Source organism: Sporosarcina sp. FA15 (assembly GCF_051550195.1).
GTDB classification, from domain to species: domain Bacteria; phylum Bacillota; class Bacilli; order Bacillales_A; family Planococcaceae; genus Sporosarcina; species Sporosarcina psychrophila.
The window spans coordinates 4,124,063-4,142,159 of sequence record NZ_CP188818.1 but is presented as its reverse complement, the minus strand read 5'-3'; the positions used below and the strand labels follow the sequence as shown (position 1 = coordinate 4,142,159).

Sequence of the window (18,097 nt, the reverse complement as noted above, 5' to 3'; positions counted from 1 at the left end):
GTCATGATACATACATCAAGGGGTAAGTGGATTGCTCTTATCGTAAGTAGTTTAGTTTTCATTCTTTGTTTTTTTTCTAGTATTGTATACGGCTATACAGATACAAGCTGGTCCACTGCCTTTTCCGCATTTAAAGAAAATGACGGATCAACTGAACATCTTGTCATTCAAAATGTTCGCTTACCACGTGCATTAATTGCTGCAGCTGTTGGAGCTTGTTTAGCCACTTCAGGTGCAATTATGCAATCCATAACGAAAAACCCATTAGCCTCTCCAAGTATTCTAGGTATTAATGCTGGTGCTGTTTTCTTTGTCGTAATTGGGGTTGTCTTCTTCCAAGTACAAAGCCTTCAATCTTATATGATGTTCGGATTAGTCGGAGCCGCCGTTTCCTTCGGGATTGTCTTTGTTTTAAGTAGTATTGGCAGAGAAGGGTTAACGCCAATGAAGCTTATATTAGCAGGAGCAGCAGTTTCCGCTTTATTCTCATCCATGACACAAGGATTCCTAACAATTAACGAAACAGCACTCGATCAAGTATTATTTTGGCTCGCAGGTTCCGTAGCCAATCGGCCTATCGGTCTATTAATTACAGGATTGCCTTATATGGTGATTGGATTGCTGGTAGCCTTTGTTTTGGCGAAGCAAATGAACCTACTAGCAATGGGTGACGATGTTGCATCTGGATTAGGTCAGAATGTAGTGCTATTAAAATTTGTTTTTTCTCTTATTGTAGTTGTATTAGCAGGTATTTCTGTAGCAATTGCGGGTCCTATCGGCTTCATCGGAATCATTATTCCTCATATCGTTCGATCATTCATCGGGATCCAACACCAGTGGGTATTTCCATTTTGTGCATTATACGGTGGAATTCTCTTACTCGTATCTGATATTGCAGCCCGATACATTATAATGCCCAAGGAAGTGCCGGTTGGAGTCATGACTGCATTAATCGGTGTTCCATTCTTTATTTATGTGGCAAGAAGGAGATTTGGGGCATGAAAAATAAAGTGACAGTTCGAATAGGAAATGTTGCTTCGTTTATTTTAGATAAGAAATCATTGTTTACAACGATGATTGCAACGTTGCTTTTAGGGTTAGTAGCTATTCTATCGATGAGTTCTGGTGAGTTTTTCATTTCACCTTTAAATGTCTTAAAAGTTATTTTAGGGATTGGAGAATCGTTTGATCAAACGATTATCTTTGAATTTCGGCTACCTCGTATTATGATGGCCATTTTAGTTGGAATCGGCTTAGCGACGGCGGGCGCCATTTTGCAAAGTGTATCTAGAAATCCTCTTGGTTCCCCAGATATCATTGGGATTACGGCCGGAGCTTCATTTGCAGTGGTATTATTTCTAGCATTGTTTTCAAATGAAAGTAATGCGCTAACAGTGAGTCAAGACTGGATGCCGTTATTTGCTTTCGGTGGTGCGATGATTACAGCCGCGATTGTGTTCACGTTATCTTGGAAAAACGGCATTGCCCCCTTCCGAATGTTACTTATAGGGATTGGAATTTCAGCATTTATGCATGCTGGAACAACCGTACTTATGCTTGTTGGACCAATCCATCAAGCGAGCCAAGCAAATATTTGGATTACTGGAAGTATTTACGGTTCAAATTGGACAGAAGTTCGAATGATTGCGATATGGATTACCATTCTTTTCATCATCACCCTTGCCATGACGAGAGAAATGAACGTTTTAGAACTTGGCGATGATTTGGCGAAAAGTGCCGGTTCCCCTGTTCAAAAGAACAGAATTATTTTCCTTTTACTTTGTGCCGCCTTGACGGGTGCCTCCGTTTCTTTTGCCGGCGGTATTGGGTTTGTTGGGTTAATCGCACCACATATTGCAAAAAGAATTGTCGGCCCTACCTTTGGTTCAATGGTAGGTTTATCCGCAATCATTGGAGCAATTCTCGTTGTTGTTGCAGACTGGATTGCTCGTGTTGCCTTTGCACCGATTGAAGTGCCTGCAGGTGTATGGACAGCCGTAATAGGGGCACCTTACTTTATCTATTTGCTTATCAAACAAAGAAGTCGATAGAAAGAGGACAAGTAAGTTTAGACAATTTCCAAATAACGCATACGACGATTCTGCACATAGATCATGTCGCTTTCCATGTTAAAGATTTTTTTATTCCCATGACAAGACAAGACACTTTAGTAGATATGAAAGAAGTTCTAGATAATTCAAATCTAGCTGTCACTAACTCTATATTCGGAAAACGTATTGGTTTGTTGGCAGCGATTTTCACCTATGCCTATTTCCAGTCTGGAATAAAATACAGAGTGCGCTAGAATTGTGGCAATGGTCCCTGGAGGCTACATGGGATGTTTGGGGCTAGCGGACTTCACGTTTTTGTTTTTGGCTCCACCATCTCTTCTTCGTTCAATAGGGCAGCTTTGATATGCAATAAACAATAAAAAATGATCTTTCGTAAGTTCAATGTGAACTCATGAAAGATCATTTTTTATTACTTAATTAAAGATGGAAATGACATGCCCTACAACTTTTCTCAAACCTAATTAATAGTCTTTTTTTTTCTCCGAAATAATCGTTTCAAGCACCGTCCATGTTACATTTTTTCTTTTAGGGTCAAACTTTTTTGTTACTCTTTACTTAAGCTTCTCTGATAATCTGCGATGCTTGTGTATTCCTTTTCCAATACTCTGGATAAATTAATGAATATCGGTAATAGTTTTCTATATTCTTGCACATTAGAATCCATAGGTGTGTGCTTATAAGTACTGCCAATCATTTCAGATACCACGTCAAATGATTCAATTTCCCCCGTAGCGTAAAGCCCTAAGATGCAAGCACCTAGACATGAACTTTCATAACTTTCCGGGACAATTACTTCCAAATCGAATATGTCGGCCATCATTTGGCGCCATAAATCAGACCTTGCAAAGCCACCAGTTGCTTGAATTCGGATAACTGGTTCATCCATGACTTCAATTAGTGCTAAAAATACTGTGTACAGATTATAAATCACACCTTCAAGAGCCGCCCGAATCATATGTTCTTTTTTATGTGTCATTGTTAAACCGAAAAATGAGCCGCGCACGTCAGGATTCCACAACGGTGCACGTTCACCCGCTAGGTATGGATGAAATAACAATCCATCAGATCCCGGTCTTACACGTTCAGCAATCTTCGTTAACACTTCATATGGATCAATCCCTAGTCTTTTTGCTGTTTCTACTTCTGATGATGCAAATTCATCTCTAATCCATCGAAGTACCATTCCACCATTGTTTACTGGCCCACCAATGACCCAATGTTTCTCAGTTAATGCATAGCAAAATATCCGTCCTTTCTCATCGGTTTGAGGACGGTCAATGACTGTTCGGATTGCACCACTTGTCCCAATCGTTACCGCTACTTCACCCTTACCAATTGCATTCACACCTATATTAGAAAGCACACCATCACTTGCGCCAATGACAAATACAGTTTGTGGATCAATGCCAAGCTTACTCGCTATTCCTACGTTACAATTATTAAAAATCTCGGTTGTCGGTACAAGTTCAGATAGCTGCTCCGGCGTGACACCCGCTATCTCCAATGCTTCTTCATCCCAATTCAATCTTTCCAGATTCATCATCCCCATTGCTGAAGCCAAAGAATGATCTACAACATACCGACCAAATAATTTCTTGAAAATATATTCTTTAATGCCTATATATTTTTTAGCCTTTGTCGCTATTTCAGGACGATCATGCACAATCCAAGCAATTTTACTTAAAGGGGACATTGGGTGAATAGGTGTTCCAGTCCGTTTGTATACCTCATGCCCATTTAACTCTTCTTTTATTTTACGTGTCCAAGCTTCACTTCGATTATCTGCCCAGGTGATACACTGCGTTAGGGGCTCATCATTTTCATCCATTACAATAACGCTATGCATCGCACTACTAAATGAAATGAACAATAACTTTTCCGAAGAGATTTGAGATTTCCCCATTATGGTTGAAATTGCTTGTAATACAGCTTGATATATTTCCTCTGGATTCTGTTCAGCTGTCGAAATATCTGGTGTGTAAAGAGGATAACCGATATTCTCCTGTTGAATAATTTCACCTTTTTCTGTAAATAGAACTGCTTTAGTACTCGTTGTACCAATATCTACACCTAGCATATAGTTCGTCATAGTTATCGCTCCCTTCCTTTTTCGAGCATTTGTTGGGACATCCAAAGGTCTGCCACTTTATCTTGAACATCATCAAAGTTTTGATGCAATGCTTGAATCATGATATCTCTATCCTTTATTTTTATGGCTTCAATGTAGATTTCATGATTTTTCAATACACGTGAAAAATCATCGTATTTCTTCTCTAAACGCATTCGCATCGATAAAAGTATTAAACTTTCCATAACAGGTTTCGTATTATTCCAAATCAACATGATGTATGAATGGTCAATTGAACGAATAATCGTTTCATGAAATAAAACATCTTGATAAGAAAATTCATCTGCATCTCCGTATTTAATGGCGACTTCCATCAATTCAAGTATTTTACTTAGTTCTTTCACTAATTCACTTGTATCTATTTTAACAATCCGTTCATAAACGAAGGTTTCTATCAGTAAACGAACATCGTAAATTTCCTCGATATCCTTCTCGGTTAACCCAACTACAACCGCTCCCATTCTTTCTAATCGAATAATATTTTCTGATGCCAATACTTTTAGTGCTTCCCGGATAGGAGAACGACTTACTTCAAATTCCAACGCTAATTTATTTTCCGATAAAACAGTACCCTTTTCTATCATGCCAGAAATAATCCGCATTCTAAGCTCGCACGCTAAACGCGCTCCCATGGAAGCGTTCGCAATCCATTTTTCAGGATATAGTAATTCCTTGTATTCACTCATGATTTCACTTCCCCACTTGATGCCCGATATACTTGTATACAAGTATGATAGGTCAATTGTGACGAAATGTAAACGCTTAGATTAAGGATTAACAAAGGGGGTTCATTTTTTTTGCGGGTGTTACTTTTACAAAAGACGGATTAGTGATAGCTTAATTGTCGCTATGTCCATACTCTATAATAGAACATAACAAAAAAGGCTCAGAACTTTTCGAGAAAAGGTTGAGCCTTATGGGTAATCCTATTGAGTTTCAGGTAAATATAGAACACCAAAATGCAATCTACTTTACTCGCTACCATCCTATTACACACCAATAATCGTCAAAATTCTTTTAAAACCCTCCCCTCTATACTAAAAATCTTTATTCCGTCAATTTCATCAGTAAGTTGATCTAATTTCTGTTCCAAATTATTAACAACAAGCAACTTCGCATCTAATTTCTCTTCGTAATCCAACGTTTTGGCTACTACCTCTTTTATTTGATGGTCTAAGTAGATAAGTGTTTCAGTATCAATAGTAGGTGTAGAAGAATGATAGTCCATCCCTGCTTGACTATCATTCTTCTGGTTCAATTTTATTTCTAGCATTGTAAAAGCTTCATTATGCTTTTCATGTTGTTCTTTTAAATCCGCTATTTCATGCTGGAGTTTTCCTATAGCAGTATTTTTTTCTTCTAGTTCTTTTAGTAATCGCCGTCTCACCTTTTCGAACTGGGTATGCTCTTTGTTGGCTATGGCTAACTTCTCCAGTTGCGTGTGTACTTGTTTATTTTCTCCTTGAATGAGATCCACGAGCTTATATTCAAGCTGCTCTATAGTCGTTTTATTAGTTAGATTTTTTTCTTCTATTGCAATAGCATCAATGTGCTTTTCATGTTGTTCTTTTAAATTCACTATTTCATGTTGGAGTTTTCCAATAGTCGTATTTTTTTCTTCTAGTTCTAGTAGGTATTGTTGTCTCACTTTTTCGAACTGGGTATGCTCTTTATTAGCTATGGCTAACTTCTCCAGTTGCGAGTGTACTTGTTTATTTTCTTCTTGAATGAGATCAACAAGCTTATATTCGAGCTGAGCTATAATCGTTTTATTAGTTAGATTTTTTTCTTCTATTGCAACAGCCACAGTATGCTTTTCATTTTGTTCTTTTAAATTCGATATTTCCTGTTGGAGTTTTCCTATAGTATTATTTTTTTCTTCTATTTCTATTAGTAATCGTTGTCTCACTTTCTCGGACTGGGTATGCTCTTTGTTGGCTATGTCTAACTTCTCCAGTTGCGAGTGTACTTGTTTATTTGCTTCTTGAATGAGATCAACAAGCTTATATTCGAGCTGCTCTATAGTCGTTTTATTAGTTAGACTTTTTTCTTCTATTGCAACAGCCACAGTATGCTTTTCATTTTGTTCTTTTAAATTCGATATTTCATGTTGGAGTTTTCCTATAGTATTATTTTTTTCTTCTATTTCTATTAGTAATCGTTGTCTCACTTTCTCGGACTGGGTACGCTCTTTGTTGGCTATGTCTAACTTCTCCAGTTGGGAGTGTACTTGTTTATTTGTTTCTTGAATGAGATCACCAAGCTTGTATTCGAGCTGTTCTATAGTCGTTTTATTATTAGCAAGTTTTTTATGAAGAGATGTAACTTGCCTGTCATGTTTTTTGTATCTATGTTGATCGGTATTAGCTCCGTCTTTCAATTTATTAATAACTTCAGCTAGCTGTTTGCTAATTGGTAGTAGATCTGTTTTTGTTTTCTGAAAGGAATCAATAGAAGTGATGTATCTTTTCCCTTGTAGTCCTTGCAATTGGACAGATCCTTTATAATCGATAGCCCTTTTTTCAAATTCTTGATTTAACTTAACTAACTCCTCAGCCAGTTCTTTTTTTTCGTTAGTCAATTGTATATTTTCTTGCTCAAGGTTTTCTACTAATGAATAGTGATAGCTATCTTGATACTTTTTAACTTCGTATTTATATTTAGCTAATTCCGCCTTTAAAAAGATGATTATTTGTTGAAGTTGTAAGGGATCGTTATTTTTGACGTTCTCACTATTCACGTCATTCCCTCCTATCGCAGCTATTTTCCAAGCAAAAGGCTGTATCAAATGAATTTAGATTCTTTCTTTAAGTAGAGTGATGATTTCCTCAAAGTCCTCTTTGTTGGCCATAATTGCCTGTTCAAGTTCCTCTAAAATCTTCACGTCAGAATCTCCTTTTGCCTCTTTATCAGGCCGACGCTCACCATTCATCAACATATACATAATCAACATATTCAATGTGCTTTTCTCTAAATAGACAAAACTATTGTTGTTTTCCTGTTTATCTTCTGTTTGTTCGTTAAACTGATCTTTCATAATTTGACGTATTATATGCTTCATTATTAATTCTATTTCATCTGTTTTACTCATTCTCTACCCCCTCTACACGTACAGTTCCATTGAGATTGATGGGATTAATCACGGCTATTCCATCTTTCAGTTGATCACTATACGTAAATCCCATAATAGTACCTGCATATGATTCTACTGGTAACCATTTTATCTGGAAGTTTGAAAATGAAATGGTCTCATTAGGTTCAAGGGATGTTTTACCCAAAGGTTTTAGCCAAAATTCCTCTTGATTCGTTTTATCATTTATTCGTTCCCATCCACCGGCATTCTTCAATGACTGTTTGAAGTTTTCATAAACATATCGTCCGGAAAATGAAAATGGAGATTCTTCAGGAATTTTTATACACAAATAAGGATTTGTGATTGGCTGATTCCCCATATTATGTACATGGTAAGTTCCTAGGCATAAGCTCTCCTGTTCAGGATCATGAGAAATGTTTAATGAATAAGTAAAATAGCTAATTATATTCATTCTGGCGGAATCATTGAGCTCATCTACCAGCTTTTTAATTTCATATACATATGATTTTGTTTGATGCTGAAGCTGCGTAATCTTTGTTTCCAAATCTTTGTGATTATTACTCATTATTCTCTACCCCTTTTCCATTAGAAAACTCGACTATTACCGAGCCTTTAGGTGACAGCAGAGCCCTAATTGGCTTAATAAGGTTATTCATGAGCTTATATTTTTTGACGTTACAAAAAAATGAAGGGAGGAATATCCTCCCTTCATTATATGTTTGAGGCTTACTCGTTATCACCATTAGCCGACATTAGTGGCAGCAATGTCCGGTATCAGGGAAAACAACAGAGCATTGTTGCGGGCGCAATGGTGGAGGGCACGCAGTTGGTAAATCATCTCTTGGTTCACAGTAATCAGCTAAAAATTCAACAGTTACCGGGAATGTCGATTGAATGCTTTGGCAAGTAGCTACAGAGAGATTTAAGCCAGTAATTACGATTGAACCAGCAGCAGTACCCGTTGGTACAGTGAGTGTCCCAGGAGAACACACGAAACAGTCTAGATCCGTATACGTAATTACAACGTCTGTTCCTTCAGGTGCACATAAGGTAACTTGTTCACAACGGGTAAGCGGAATAGCCGCACTTCTCAGCACCGTTCCGTTTGTTAAAGTCACGACAATTGTTACCACAAAGTTCTTACGAATGTGAAGCTGTTGAAGAAGAACAGTCTTTCCATCAATACAAAACGGGCGATTCTCACGACTTAGAATCTCGATTGGAAACGCCATAGCAGGGCTCACTTCACATGTAACTGTCGCACCAGTAAGCAGTCCTGCAGTTGCTGAAGTTGGTACTGAACCCGTTGGAGTAAAAGCAATTGGTCCCGTTGGAAGTGCAAAATCAAACGAATTTTCTTTCACAATCCAGTCGTACACCTTGTCGACATTTATACAAATTAGTTCTTTCCCATCACAATGATCTTTTCCTTGCATGTTGCAGACACCTCCAAATTTTTTATCTTTCGTTCGTAGCATATGATGTGGAAAAATCAGTGTATGGGCAAAGAAATGATTTATCGAGATATTTATTAACATAGACACATAAAGGATGGAGGAAGGAAGTAATTAATACTAATTTAGTAGTTCAGAAAGGATATCGTCCCCTGAGAATCCATTTCTTCATCATATATAGAACCGAGGCTGAAAGTGACAAATAATTTATCACTGAGTAAATTCACATCTAACAGGAAACAATTTGTCACGCAATGAAAACATCATTAATAGAATAGTAATGTACTGCAAAGGGGTGAAAATTGATGGGAGACTCTAAGTTATACTCCGCTGAGGACATTGAAAAATTAAAGCAGAAAATTGCGACTTACAAAGATACCCTAACCACATTAAAAATTGGGAATTCGGTTGACGATTATCTAGCCTTGAAGATAGAAGCGAATGGTTTCAAAACAAAAGTCTCAAAATTAGAAGGTGTAATGGAACTAATGAATGAAAAGCAAAGTTTACAACTGGAGGAGTATGAGCAACAAATTAAAAGTTTTTCAGTACAAATGGACTCCCTTAATCAAACAATCGAGGAGTTGAATCAAGACTTTTCCGTAGTCAAGAATAAATTAATAAAAGATGGTAGCAAGGATCTTATAGAAAAAGTAATTTCTCCAGTTGATGTAGCAAGATCTATAAGTATTGCCAATAATATTGAGGAAAAAGAAGAGGTCCATATAGAAGAAACTACATCTAATACTTCCATGAGAAAATCTAATCGCCCACCATCTTATAGGCAACTGCAAAATCTGGTAGGAAACGCTAATAACATCCAAGAAGTTTCGAGTGATACAACGCCTATAGTAAGTATGGATATTCAAAAGGAATATCCAGCAGAGCAGCAATTCGGTAAGCAAAGTTTTCCGTATACTGGCATTCATACTGGGCAAATCCATAATAGGCTGTACAAAAATGTAAATAGGCCATTGACCATTCATCTGACTAACGTTGTGAAACAACAAGCGATTCCAATGAACGTAAACGAGAATTCAGATCCGGCTTTGTTAGTAACAACCAGCGAGCCGGAAATTAACGAATCAGTGACACCGAATCCGGCTTCCATACTCACGACTAGCGAGCTTGAAATTAATGAAACAGTGATTCCGGATCCTGATATGTTACTCACGGCTAGCGAGCCGAAGATTATCGAAACGGTAACGCCGGAACCTGAGGAAGTGCATAATGCAACTACAATTGAGGAGGACAAAGCCCCAATTGAAATTTCGAATGAAATGAAACGACAACAACATAAAAACAAAGAAACATTATCGCTGTTCAATATTTTTCGGAAGAAGCAATAATTTAGAGCTACTGAAAAATAATTGCTAGTCAGATTAATTTCCTGTATTCGGCATATTATATACCCCATTTAAAATAGCCATTCTGACTTAGTGTCAGAATGGCTATTTTTTTAAATCTAGTAAGAAGGTCAGCGGAATTTAGCTAGCTGTAGCGCTTCGAAAGCTACACAGTTGATCCAAATAATCTACATTACGCTAGGATGAGTTAAAAACTATTATTAACGATTAGTTAATTGCCCGTCCGCCCTGCAATTGTTTTGAATAGGATAACAAAGAAAGGAGGTGTTAAAATGAATTCTAATAATTTTAAACTTCATGGATGTAGTGGATGTGGTGGATCTGGTGGATCTCGTCACGGAAGTTCTGGTTGCTTCCGTGTCGATACTGGGCACGTCAATTGTAATTTGGGACCATTCAGAGCTATTGATGCAGCTTGTATAATCCCAACAGCCAACACTGGTTCGATTATCCCATTCGCTTCTGGACTAGTACCTGTTGCATTGACTTCTCTCGTAGGTGGATTAGCTGGTATCCCCTTTTTCATTGGATTTGGCACTGCCATTCCGAGCCCTGTCGTTCTTGGCACCACGATAGACTTGACAGGTTTGATAAATGAAGCCTTTTCAGTTCCACGGGCAGGTAGCATAACGGCTATTTCCGCTGCTTACACAATAACTACTGCATTGAGTATTGCAACAACTGCAACTGTCAATGCACAAGTCTATCGCGCACCTGCTGGAAGTAATACCTTCAGTCCAACAGGTATAAGCGTGAATTTAGCCCCAACTCTAACAAATCTCTTGACAGTAGGCACTACACTTAGTGGATCAGCGAGTTTCGCACCCGTACCGGTATCGGTAGGCGATCGATTGCTAATGGTATTCTCAGTATCTGGTGCTCCTTTGGCCGCTACTGTTATAGGTACTGCAAGTGCTGGTATAACTATTTCGTAAACAACTGACCGTAGAAAATAAGGTCAAAAGAAAGAGTACAATTTTTTCTGTAGCCCCTTTCATTTCAACAATGTAAAGGGGTTTTTATTTCCATCAGAATATAAATACACTAAAAATCCGATCCAAAGAGCGATTATGCGACGAAAGTCAAATAGTTTATAGCCTTAATGGATCAAGCAATTGATTTTTACGCTTTCGATAATAGTTGAAGCAAAAAAAACGATCCTACCTTTGCAAATTAAAGGTAGGATCGCTTTTTAATAAGGAATATGATCACGATTGACCTTGTAGCCATCTAAAAAATTGATAGATAAAGGCTTTCTTCCATCGATGTTGGCAAATCAAAATGATAATAGTATTTCCATAGTTAGGGGAGTAACCAATACGATGATTGCTACGATTTTAGTCGGTGATAATCCGTAATCGGTGTTATACATTCATTTAAAACAGGTGTTACCAACTGAAGAAATTGGTAATAGATTAGACAAACTAAACCCCTCCACCGTTTGAGTTCTCATACGGCGGAGAGTTATTAAATAGTTATATCCTTACATTTCAATAATTCAGGCCCCTGCCTTTTTCAGTTATTTCTCGGGCTAGCTTAATAATTGAAACTGCTAACTCGGCATACGTCGCTTCTCGTTCAGGGTTAAAGTGATTTTGGTCAGTCTTTAATAATCCCAGTGATGTTGCCAAAGCTACATAGCCTGTGTATTCTTTTTGCACCTTATTTGCATCAACAATATCAAGTTTATAAATACTGCTTTGCTTAGCTGCTTGCTCAAGACCTAGAGCGCGTATATACCAAGCTGCCAATTCTTCTCTTTTGACGGGTGCATCCATGTCAAAGCTCTGACTGTCTCCTTTAATAATGCCCATTTCAACGGCACGTTCGACCGATTGATAGAGGGGGTGTTTGGCATCTATATTATCAAAAGTCTGATTCGTATTTTCGTTTCCTCCATAATCCCTGCCGTAATAAATATAAGTAAGTGAATTCATGATGATTTTTATCGCTTCCCCTTTTGATACAGAGGCATCACCATTAAAGTTTTTAGTATCTTTAATATCTAATATTTTGGCATTAATAAGATAATTAAGTTCCTCTTCTGCCCAAGGATGTGAAATGACGGTTGAATTTCCGCCACCATACAAGCTACCCCATTCTCCCGTCTTAGCATTTAAAAAACTAAGGTCTGCATCATTAAAAACAGGTGAATAGACTAAATCATAGTGATGATTATCTTTGTTGTTCCCTTGTTTCATATAATTAAGTTTTAGGCTTAGTGCCTCTTTCAAGGTAGCAATTGCGTCTTCTTCAGAAATAACTTCATCAATTGATGGCCATTTTTCCATCTCTTGATAATTGACATTAAGGCTGTTTAAAGAACCATCACTGGCTATACTTACACCAATTTGATCCCCTATCACTGTAATCCCATTTACAATTCTCGGGAAAGAAAAGTAATAAGCACCTTGTCTATCTTCAAAGTGTGATTCCTCTATAGGCATAGCATAGTGATGTGCATTAGACGGAGCCCATTCCTTAATATATTTCACTGCTTGAGTGAGGGCTTCCTTCTGAGACAGCGTTTTCTCTTTCTCAGGTTTATCTTCAATCCGTTCTAGCATTCCACTTTTTATATCACTATATTGAATAATCTCGCCCGTATTTTTATCTAATTCCAAATTCGTTCCAGTTCCACCACTCGCATATTCATACATATACTGAATGCTAATAACTGCCTGTCCGTTTTGGTTTTCTATTTCATCGATAGATTGAATATTTAACTTAACCTTATCTGATTTTATGGCAAGTAATTGTTCAGCAATTTTCTTTGCTTCTTCTAAAGTAATTCCATTCTGTTTTGCCGGTAGTGAATCAGCTGTAATTTTTTCGATTTTTGTTTTCCCTGGGAAGTCCGCTGAGTACCCGTCTGTAGTCAACCACTTACCTGATAGTGCGTTAACCCCCTGTAATTTTGTTGTTGGCTGGTAAACAAGCTGAACTTGGCGATCACCCGTTCGATAATCCGTATCAATATGATATTGCAAATCTACGGCAAGATTTTCTTTTACTTTCTTTAAAACTTCATTTTTATCAAGTACTTGTTTTAGATCATCAAAGGTAGACGTTTCCAACTCCACAGGATTTCTGTGAAAACTAACAACTTCACCATTGCCAAGAACAGATACTCCTATTGTTTGATTAGAAATGGATACTTGATTTTCCGTCCGGGCAAAAGAGAATGAGTAACGTATTGGTTCAGTTAATATTTGATTTGGATAATAGTTATAGACATCCGTTTCTAATTGAAAATCATCTCCACCCAGAATATTCTTGATAAAATCAGTGGCTATTTTCTTAGCCTCCTCTTTTGAGACCTTGGCGGGAAATAAAGCTTCTGCTTCATTAGAAGGTTGATAATAAAATTGCTCAATTTCTAAATTCTCTCCAACAAATCCAATATTACCATTTACTTGCTTACCATCAATTGTCTTAAAGAAGGATAGGCCATAACGTAACGTATCATCTTCAGGATAAAAGAAACTATTTTCCACACGAAAATCACTATTCGATAAAAAGTCGAACTGATTGGGAAACAAAGCACGAAACCTCTTAATTAAATCATTTTTCGAAAAAACTGTTTCTGTTGAAGCAACTTGAATTTGTACTTTTTCAGGTTGTCCAATCGTTGTGGTTGAAGCATTGGCAACAGACGCGAACATCCCAAATGTTAAAGCAGAAGAGCTTAATATGACCCCAATTTTTTTAAATTTCACCAAAATTTCCCTCCAAAATTAGTAGTCTATAAATTGTACAATAGATTCAGCGAATTGTGAACAAGAGATTTTTTTCAAATACTCTTTATGTAGATGTCCGCTCGCCTTATCTCTTGCAACACTGCAATTCATTCTCCACCTTCCGTGCTGGTAATTTCATAAAATTAAATAGAAAGGCGCCAAAAGAAGTTATTGTCTTTAGCTCTTTATTGACCTATATAAACTTTTTAAGATTAATTTCTATTTTCCTTTCATACAAAAAAAGCATTCTTACCTTAACATAAGTTAAAGTAAGAATGCTTTTCATTTTTATATGCGTTCGCAATGTGGTCAAAGATGCAAATTAGACCTTCAAAGCATTGAACTCGAAAGGGCTTGATTCCCTTCTTTTATCATGCCGTCCCTTACTTAATAGCTTCTACAGATTGCTACGTACTGCTACAGACATTGATAAACCAATACTTTATCCTCTATTTATTTTGTACCACCTTATACAGATTTCTATAATTTTTTCGGTCAAAATACGGTCAACTATCATCTGACTGTATTTGAATTATGAATTCTGCAATTTCCTTAACGTTCAATCCCAATGTAAAAAAGATTCTATCATATGTTCTAGTCGTTAGGTTATCAAAACCGCCTTCGCACAGGTAATCGTTAGTAATTCAACGTCAGTCATTATAACAAGTTCTTGCTGGGAAAGCCCCAATAACTTTAGGCGATCACATCTTTCTATAAACTTATTGATTTTAAAAAACTAGCTCTCATGACCATCGAGAACTTGATCTATAAAATAACCACTAGAATAGCCAATTTTTCTCAAGGGCTCATGATATAAGCCCTTTGTAAACGGTGTTACATCTTTTCAGGCATTCCGTCGCCCAACTATGAGTTAGTTGGTACAGTAAATGTAATTGTTGTTCCGACACTGGGTGTGCTTATAACATACAGACCTTTGCCGTACAATCGCTTCAAACGTTGTTCGGTATTGACTAGTCCAATGCCTTTTTTTCGATCAGGTTGGATGGTAAAGATTTGTTTTATCCTTTCTTCATCCATCCCGACACCGTCATCGATAACGGCGATTTCCGTATAGCCGTCTTCTTTGCGGATTCGTATTGTTATTGAGCCTCCAACGATTCGCTTCAACACTCCGTGATTGACAGCATTTTCTACTAATGTTTGGATAGATAAAGGCGGAATCATTACATCTGTGACTTCATCTATTTCCCACTTTATATGTAGTCGATTCCCAAATCGCTCCTTTTCAATATATAAATAAGATTCAAGTAAATCAAGTTCATCTTGAAGAGAGACTACCTTATCTAAGTTTTTCAGATAGAAACTACTCTGTAAATAATTTGCGAACTTCTCAAGAAGACGGGCCATTCTCGGCGTATCTGTCTCGCTCAATGAAACAATCGCATTCAGTGTATTTAACATAAAATGTGGACGAATTTGTGCTTGTAGCCATGCTGCTTCCATCCCTAACCGTTCATTAATTGATGCTTGTAAATTGGTTAAAGCATGTACTCGAACATTTAACTCCACCGCATCGACTGGTTTTGTGATGTAATCATTTGCACCTGCTAAAAAACCAGCATAGATATCCTCCGGGTTACTTCGCGCTGTTAAAAGAAGAATAGGAAGTTCAGATATTGAAAATTTCTCTCGGATGAAACGGGTTAATTCGTACCCGGACATGGTAGGCATCATAACATCCGAAATAACTAAATCCCATTTCTTCCATTCAAGTTGTTTTAATGCTTCTTTTCCGCTAGTAACAATTTCTACTTCATATTGGTCTTTATTAAGAATGTTGGTCAACACTTTCAAATTCACTGGATCGTCGTCGATAGCCAAAATTCTCGGTCTGTATGAGGGTGGCGTATTTTTAGTAAATGCTTCAATCATCGCATGATGCATAGCAATCGGTGTTTCTTTAATAGGAAGTTTACTCATATCCAGAGATGGGATTATTCTTGTGGCTATTTTCCCTTCAAAAGAGCCTTCAGCTAGTGGTAAGGTAAATGTAAATATCGAACCTTCGCCCAAGATGGAACTCGCTTTTATGATTCCACCATGCATTTCCACTAACTGTTGGCAGATACTTAGACCTAAACCGAGACCACCCCCAATTGCTGTAATACTGGAATCACCTTGTTCATATGGTTCGAAAATTGTACGTAGCGTTTGTTCATTCATTCCTACGCCCGTATCGGTGATATGAATATGGGCTTTTTCCTCATGTATGTCAGCATCGATGGTAATCATACCTTCATCTGTATATTTCACCGCATTGTGAAGAAGATTAAACAAAATTTGAATCAGCCGATTTTTATCCGCTGCTACACTAGGTAAGTCGCTTTGGATTCGGACTTCCATTTGGATATCCTTATTTTCAATTAGAACTTTGAGCATATCAACAACGCCTACAGAGATAGCTTTTATGTCAAGACGCTCCCTTTTTAGATGAATCCTATGTTCCTTCAAGCGGGTAATGTCTAGTAAATCCTCCAAAGTCCGTGACATATGATGCCCAATCGTCAGCTGAAGTTCCAAGTCATTTTGAGTTTTTTCATCCAGATGATTGGGCCTATTATACAAAATTGACTGTGCGATATTAATAATGCCATGTAGTGGATTCCGAAGTTCATGGGATGTATTTGCAAGAAAATCATCCTTTTGCTTAATTTCTTTTTGAAGTTGAATAGCAAGCTCTTCATTTGATGCATTTAAAGCTAATAGTTGCTTGTTTTGTTGCTCTGTTTTCCGAACCGACTCTGCAAAATTTTTACTCATTAGGATTACATGGATCATTACATAGACGCCAACCGCGGGCAACATTAATGTCGATCCTTGATACCAATTCTGCCCTATCGCAAAATCATTAAAAAACGCCAAAAATATAAGTCCCATTCCGATTAGGTTTACTTTTGCGTTTCTGTTATTATTACGAATACTCTTGGAAATAACATAAATTACATAGAAAAAGGTGGGAATAGTCAAATAAAATACATTGAAAAATAGATCCTGGAAAAATATAGGTTGTGTAAATAAAGTCGTAACAATAAGCGCTGAATGTATAATAACTAGCCCATACATTATTTTCTTGGAAAACTCCTTTTCATGCCACTTCCACAATAAAATGACATAAAACATTGAAGTTGCCTCTGTTAAAATATATTCTAATCTGGTTCCCATGAGCCAAGACATATCTAAAAATATGAGCGTATAGTAAAAAGGTACAGTAAATAAAGCACGAACAGATATGAGCATAGCAAAAATCCCAAATATAAAAAACACAGGCTCCTGTCTACGGTACCAAGCAAATAAAATCATAAACAGACCAATGATGAAAATACAACCATTCATAAAAAGGGTACTTATCATATTCGTATTGAACTTTTGAGCTACAACTGACGCTTCCCCTAAATAAATGGAGTTCTCAAATCCCCCTCGAATATGGTCGAAGCTAGATACTTGAATAGTGAGGTACACTTCATCCGATTGTGTAATAAAATAACCTGTTCTCGGAGCCATTTCAGCAGTATGTGACGCTGAATCTTGCCCCACTACACCATTTTTAGAGACTTCTGTTTGATCTATATAAACTGTATAAGCATTGTATTGAAAGGGAATATGAATTGCTAATGTTTCCCCTACATAATCTCTTGGTATTTTGATCGTCGTGCTATATGTTCCAAATGTATTGATTTCCCCCGTTTGTGTCTCAAACGAGCTAGGAAGTGAAACCACTCTTCCCATTCCATTCCTTAGCTGGTTCATCACCTCATTAGGCGTTAATAATGCTTTCTCAAAAAAGTACCATTCTCCATCTAAATCTGTATAAAATTCTTTCGATTGCAGATTGTCACTTGTATCAAAAGTCCCAAATGACTCAACCTGTTTCGCCGAGAGCCTGGGGTCCTCTATAATAATTATTATTAATAAGATTGCTATAAAAGCTAACAAACACCGCTTATGCGTCTGCCTCATCAGACTTGCCCCCACCTTAGGTAACAGGAATTATTTGTGAAACTAGGTTATGAACCATGAGTACATCTGTACCAATTCTATAATACCAATCAAGCAGATCCATCACAATATAAAGACTATTATCATAATCCACAATTACTGTAACTATTTTCATATTAAAAAAATCCCCCCACTATTAACAAAGAGAAGAAGTTGTCAATGAATATCTGGATAATCCAGAAAACTATGTATTAACTACATATTACTATTACCATTTCTTAAGGG

Annotated in this window: 12 protein-coding genes; 4 read left to right on the top strand and 8 right to left on the bottom strand. The window is 37.2% G+C overall.

What is annotated here, in order from left to right; translation table 11 throughout:
- The first annotated feature begins 3 nt into the window (after positions 1-3).
- Both ACP8HG_RS19705 and ACP8HG_RS19700 read left to right on the top strand, forming a co-directional pair.
- Positions 4-1,002, top strand: a complete 999-nt coding sequence (locus tag ACP8HG_RS19705) for a FecCD family ABC transporter permease (protein WP_067205474.1) — start codon at positions 4-6, stop codon at positions 1,000-1,002.
- Entirely contained in the window at positions 999-2,051 is a 1,053-nt protein-coding gene (locus ACP8HG_RS19700; RefSeq protein WP_438297710.1) for a FecCD family ABC transporter permease, read from the top strand. The genes ACP8HG_RS19705 and ACP8HG_RS19700 overlap by 4 nt, the downstream gene beginning before the upstream one ends.
- Before the next feature lie 565 nt (positions 2,052-2,616).
- On the opposite strand, the gene gntK is transcribed toward ACP8HG_RS19700, so the two are convergent.
- The 6 genes from gntK to ACP8HG_RS19670 all read right to left on the bottom strand — a co-directional run bounded on the left by gntK (position 2,617) and on the right by ACP8HG_RS19670 (position 8,730).
- A complete protein-coding gene (gene gntK, locus ACP8HG_RS19695; protein WP_067205469.1) occupies positions 2,617-4,161 on the bottom strand; it encodes a gluconokinase in 1,545 nt (514 codons plus the stop codon).
- Positions 4,162-4,163: 2 nt separating this feature from the next.
- Complete coding sequence (locus tag ACP8HG_RS19690) at positions 4,164-4,886, bottom strand: GntR family transcriptional regulator (protein ID WP_067205466.1); 723 nt, start codon at positions 4,884-4,886, stop codon at positions 4,164-4,166.
- A 320-nt stretch (positions 4,887-5,206) separates the two neighbouring features.
- Entirely contained in the window at positions 5,207-6,940 is a 1,734-nt protein-coding gene (locus tag ACP8HG_RS19685; RefSeq protein WP_067205463.1) for a hypothetical protein, read from the bottom strand.
- Between the two features lie 54 nt (positions 6,941-6,994).
- Entirely contained in the window at positions 6,995-7,291 is a 297-nt protein-coding gene (locus ACP8HG_RS19680) for a hypothetical protein (protein WP_067205462.1), read from the bottom strand.
- Complete coding sequence (locus ACP8HG_RS19675; RefSeq protein WP_067205459.1) at positions 7,284-7,859, bottom strand: hypothetical protein; 576 nt, start codon at positions 7,857-7,859, stop codon at positions 7,284-7,286. The genes ACP8HG_RS19680 and ACP8HG_RS19675 overlap by 8 nt, the downstream gene beginning before the upstream one ends.
- Positions 7,860-8,046: 187 nt before the next feature.
- A complete protein-coding gene (locus tag ACP8HG_RS19670) occupies positions 8,047-8,730 on the bottom strand; it encodes a hypothetical protein (protein WP_067205457.1) in 684 nt (227 codons plus the stop codon).
- A 323-nt stretch (positions 8,731-9,053) separates the two neighbouring features.
- On the opposite strand from ACP8HG_RS19670, the gene ACP8HG_RS19665 reads away from it, so the two are divergent.
- Positions 9,054-10,097: a hypothetical protein gene (locus ACP8HG_RS19665; protein ID WP_342539624.1), complete on the top strand. Its 1,044-nt coding sequence runs from the start codon at positions 9,054-9,056 to the stop codon at positions 10,095-10,097.
- Between the two features lie 290 nt (positions 10,098-10,387).
- A complete protein-coding gene (locus tag ACP8HG_RS19660; RefSeq protein WP_187046575.1) occupies positions 10,388-11,050 on the top strand; it encodes an exosporium glycoprotein BclB-related protein in 663 nt (220 codons plus the stop codon).
- 555 nt (positions 11,051-11,605) lie between these two features.
- On the opposite strand, the gene ACP8HG_RS19655 is transcribed toward ACP8HG_RS19660, so the two are convergent.
- On the bottom strand, positions 11,606-13,834 hold the full coding sequence (locus tag ACP8HG_RS19655; RefSeq protein WP_342539621.1) for a YcdB/YcdC domain-containing protein: 2,229 nt from the start codon (positions 13,832-13,834) through the stop codon (positions 11,606-11,608).
- A gap of 885 nt (positions 13,835-14,719) precedes the next feature.
- Positions 14,720-17,809 (bottom strand): hybrid sensor histidine kinase/response regulator, encoded by a 3,090-nt coding sequence (locus ACP8HG_RS19650; RefSeq protein ID WP_438297705.1) that lies wholly within the window; start codon positions 17,807-17,809, stop codon positions 14,720-14,722.
- Between the last annotated feature and the right edge of the window lie 288 nt (positions 17,810-18,097).

What these genes read in the sequence shown, in the direction of transcription:
- ACP8HG_RS19705 (WP_067205474.1), top strand. Translation starts at nt 4, where the DNA reads ATGATACATACATCAAGGGGTAAGTGGATTGCTCTTATCGTAAGTAGT.
- ACP8HG_RS19700 (WP_438297710.1), top strand. Translation starts at nt 999, where the DNA reads ATGAAAAATAAAGTGACAGTTCGAATAGGAAATGTTGCTTCGTTTATT.
- gntK (WP_067205469.1), bottom strand. Translation starts at nt 4,161, where the DNA reads ATGACGAACTATATGCTAGGTGTAGATATTGGTACAACGAGTACTAAA.
- ACP8HG_RS19690 (WP_067205466.1), bottom strand. Translation starts at nt 4,886, where the DNA reads ATGAGTGAATACAAGGAATTACTATATCCTGAAAAATGGATTGCGAAC.
- ACP8HG_RS19680 (WP_067205462.1), bottom strand. Translation starts at nt 7,291, where the DNA reads ATGAGTAAAACAGATGAAATAGAATTAATAATGAAGCATATAATACGT.
- ACP8HG_RS19675 (WP_067205459.1), bottom strand. Translation starts at nt 7,859, where the DNA reads ATGAGTAATAATCACAAAGATTTGGAAACAAAGATTACGCAGCTTCAG.
- ACP8HG_RS19670 (WP_067205457.1), bottom strand. Translation starts at nt 8,730, where the DNA reads ATGCAAGGAAAAGATCATTGTGATGGGAAAGAACTAATTTGTATAAAT.
- ACP8HG_RS19665 (WP_342539624.1), top strand. Translation starts at nt 9,054, where the DNA reads ATGGGAGACTCTAAGTTATACTCCGCTGAGGACATTGAAAAATTAAAG.
- ACP8HG_RS19660 (WP_187046575.1), top strand. Translation starts at nt 10,388, where the DNA reads ATGAATTCTAATAATTTTAAACTTCATGGATGTAGTGGATGTGGTGGA.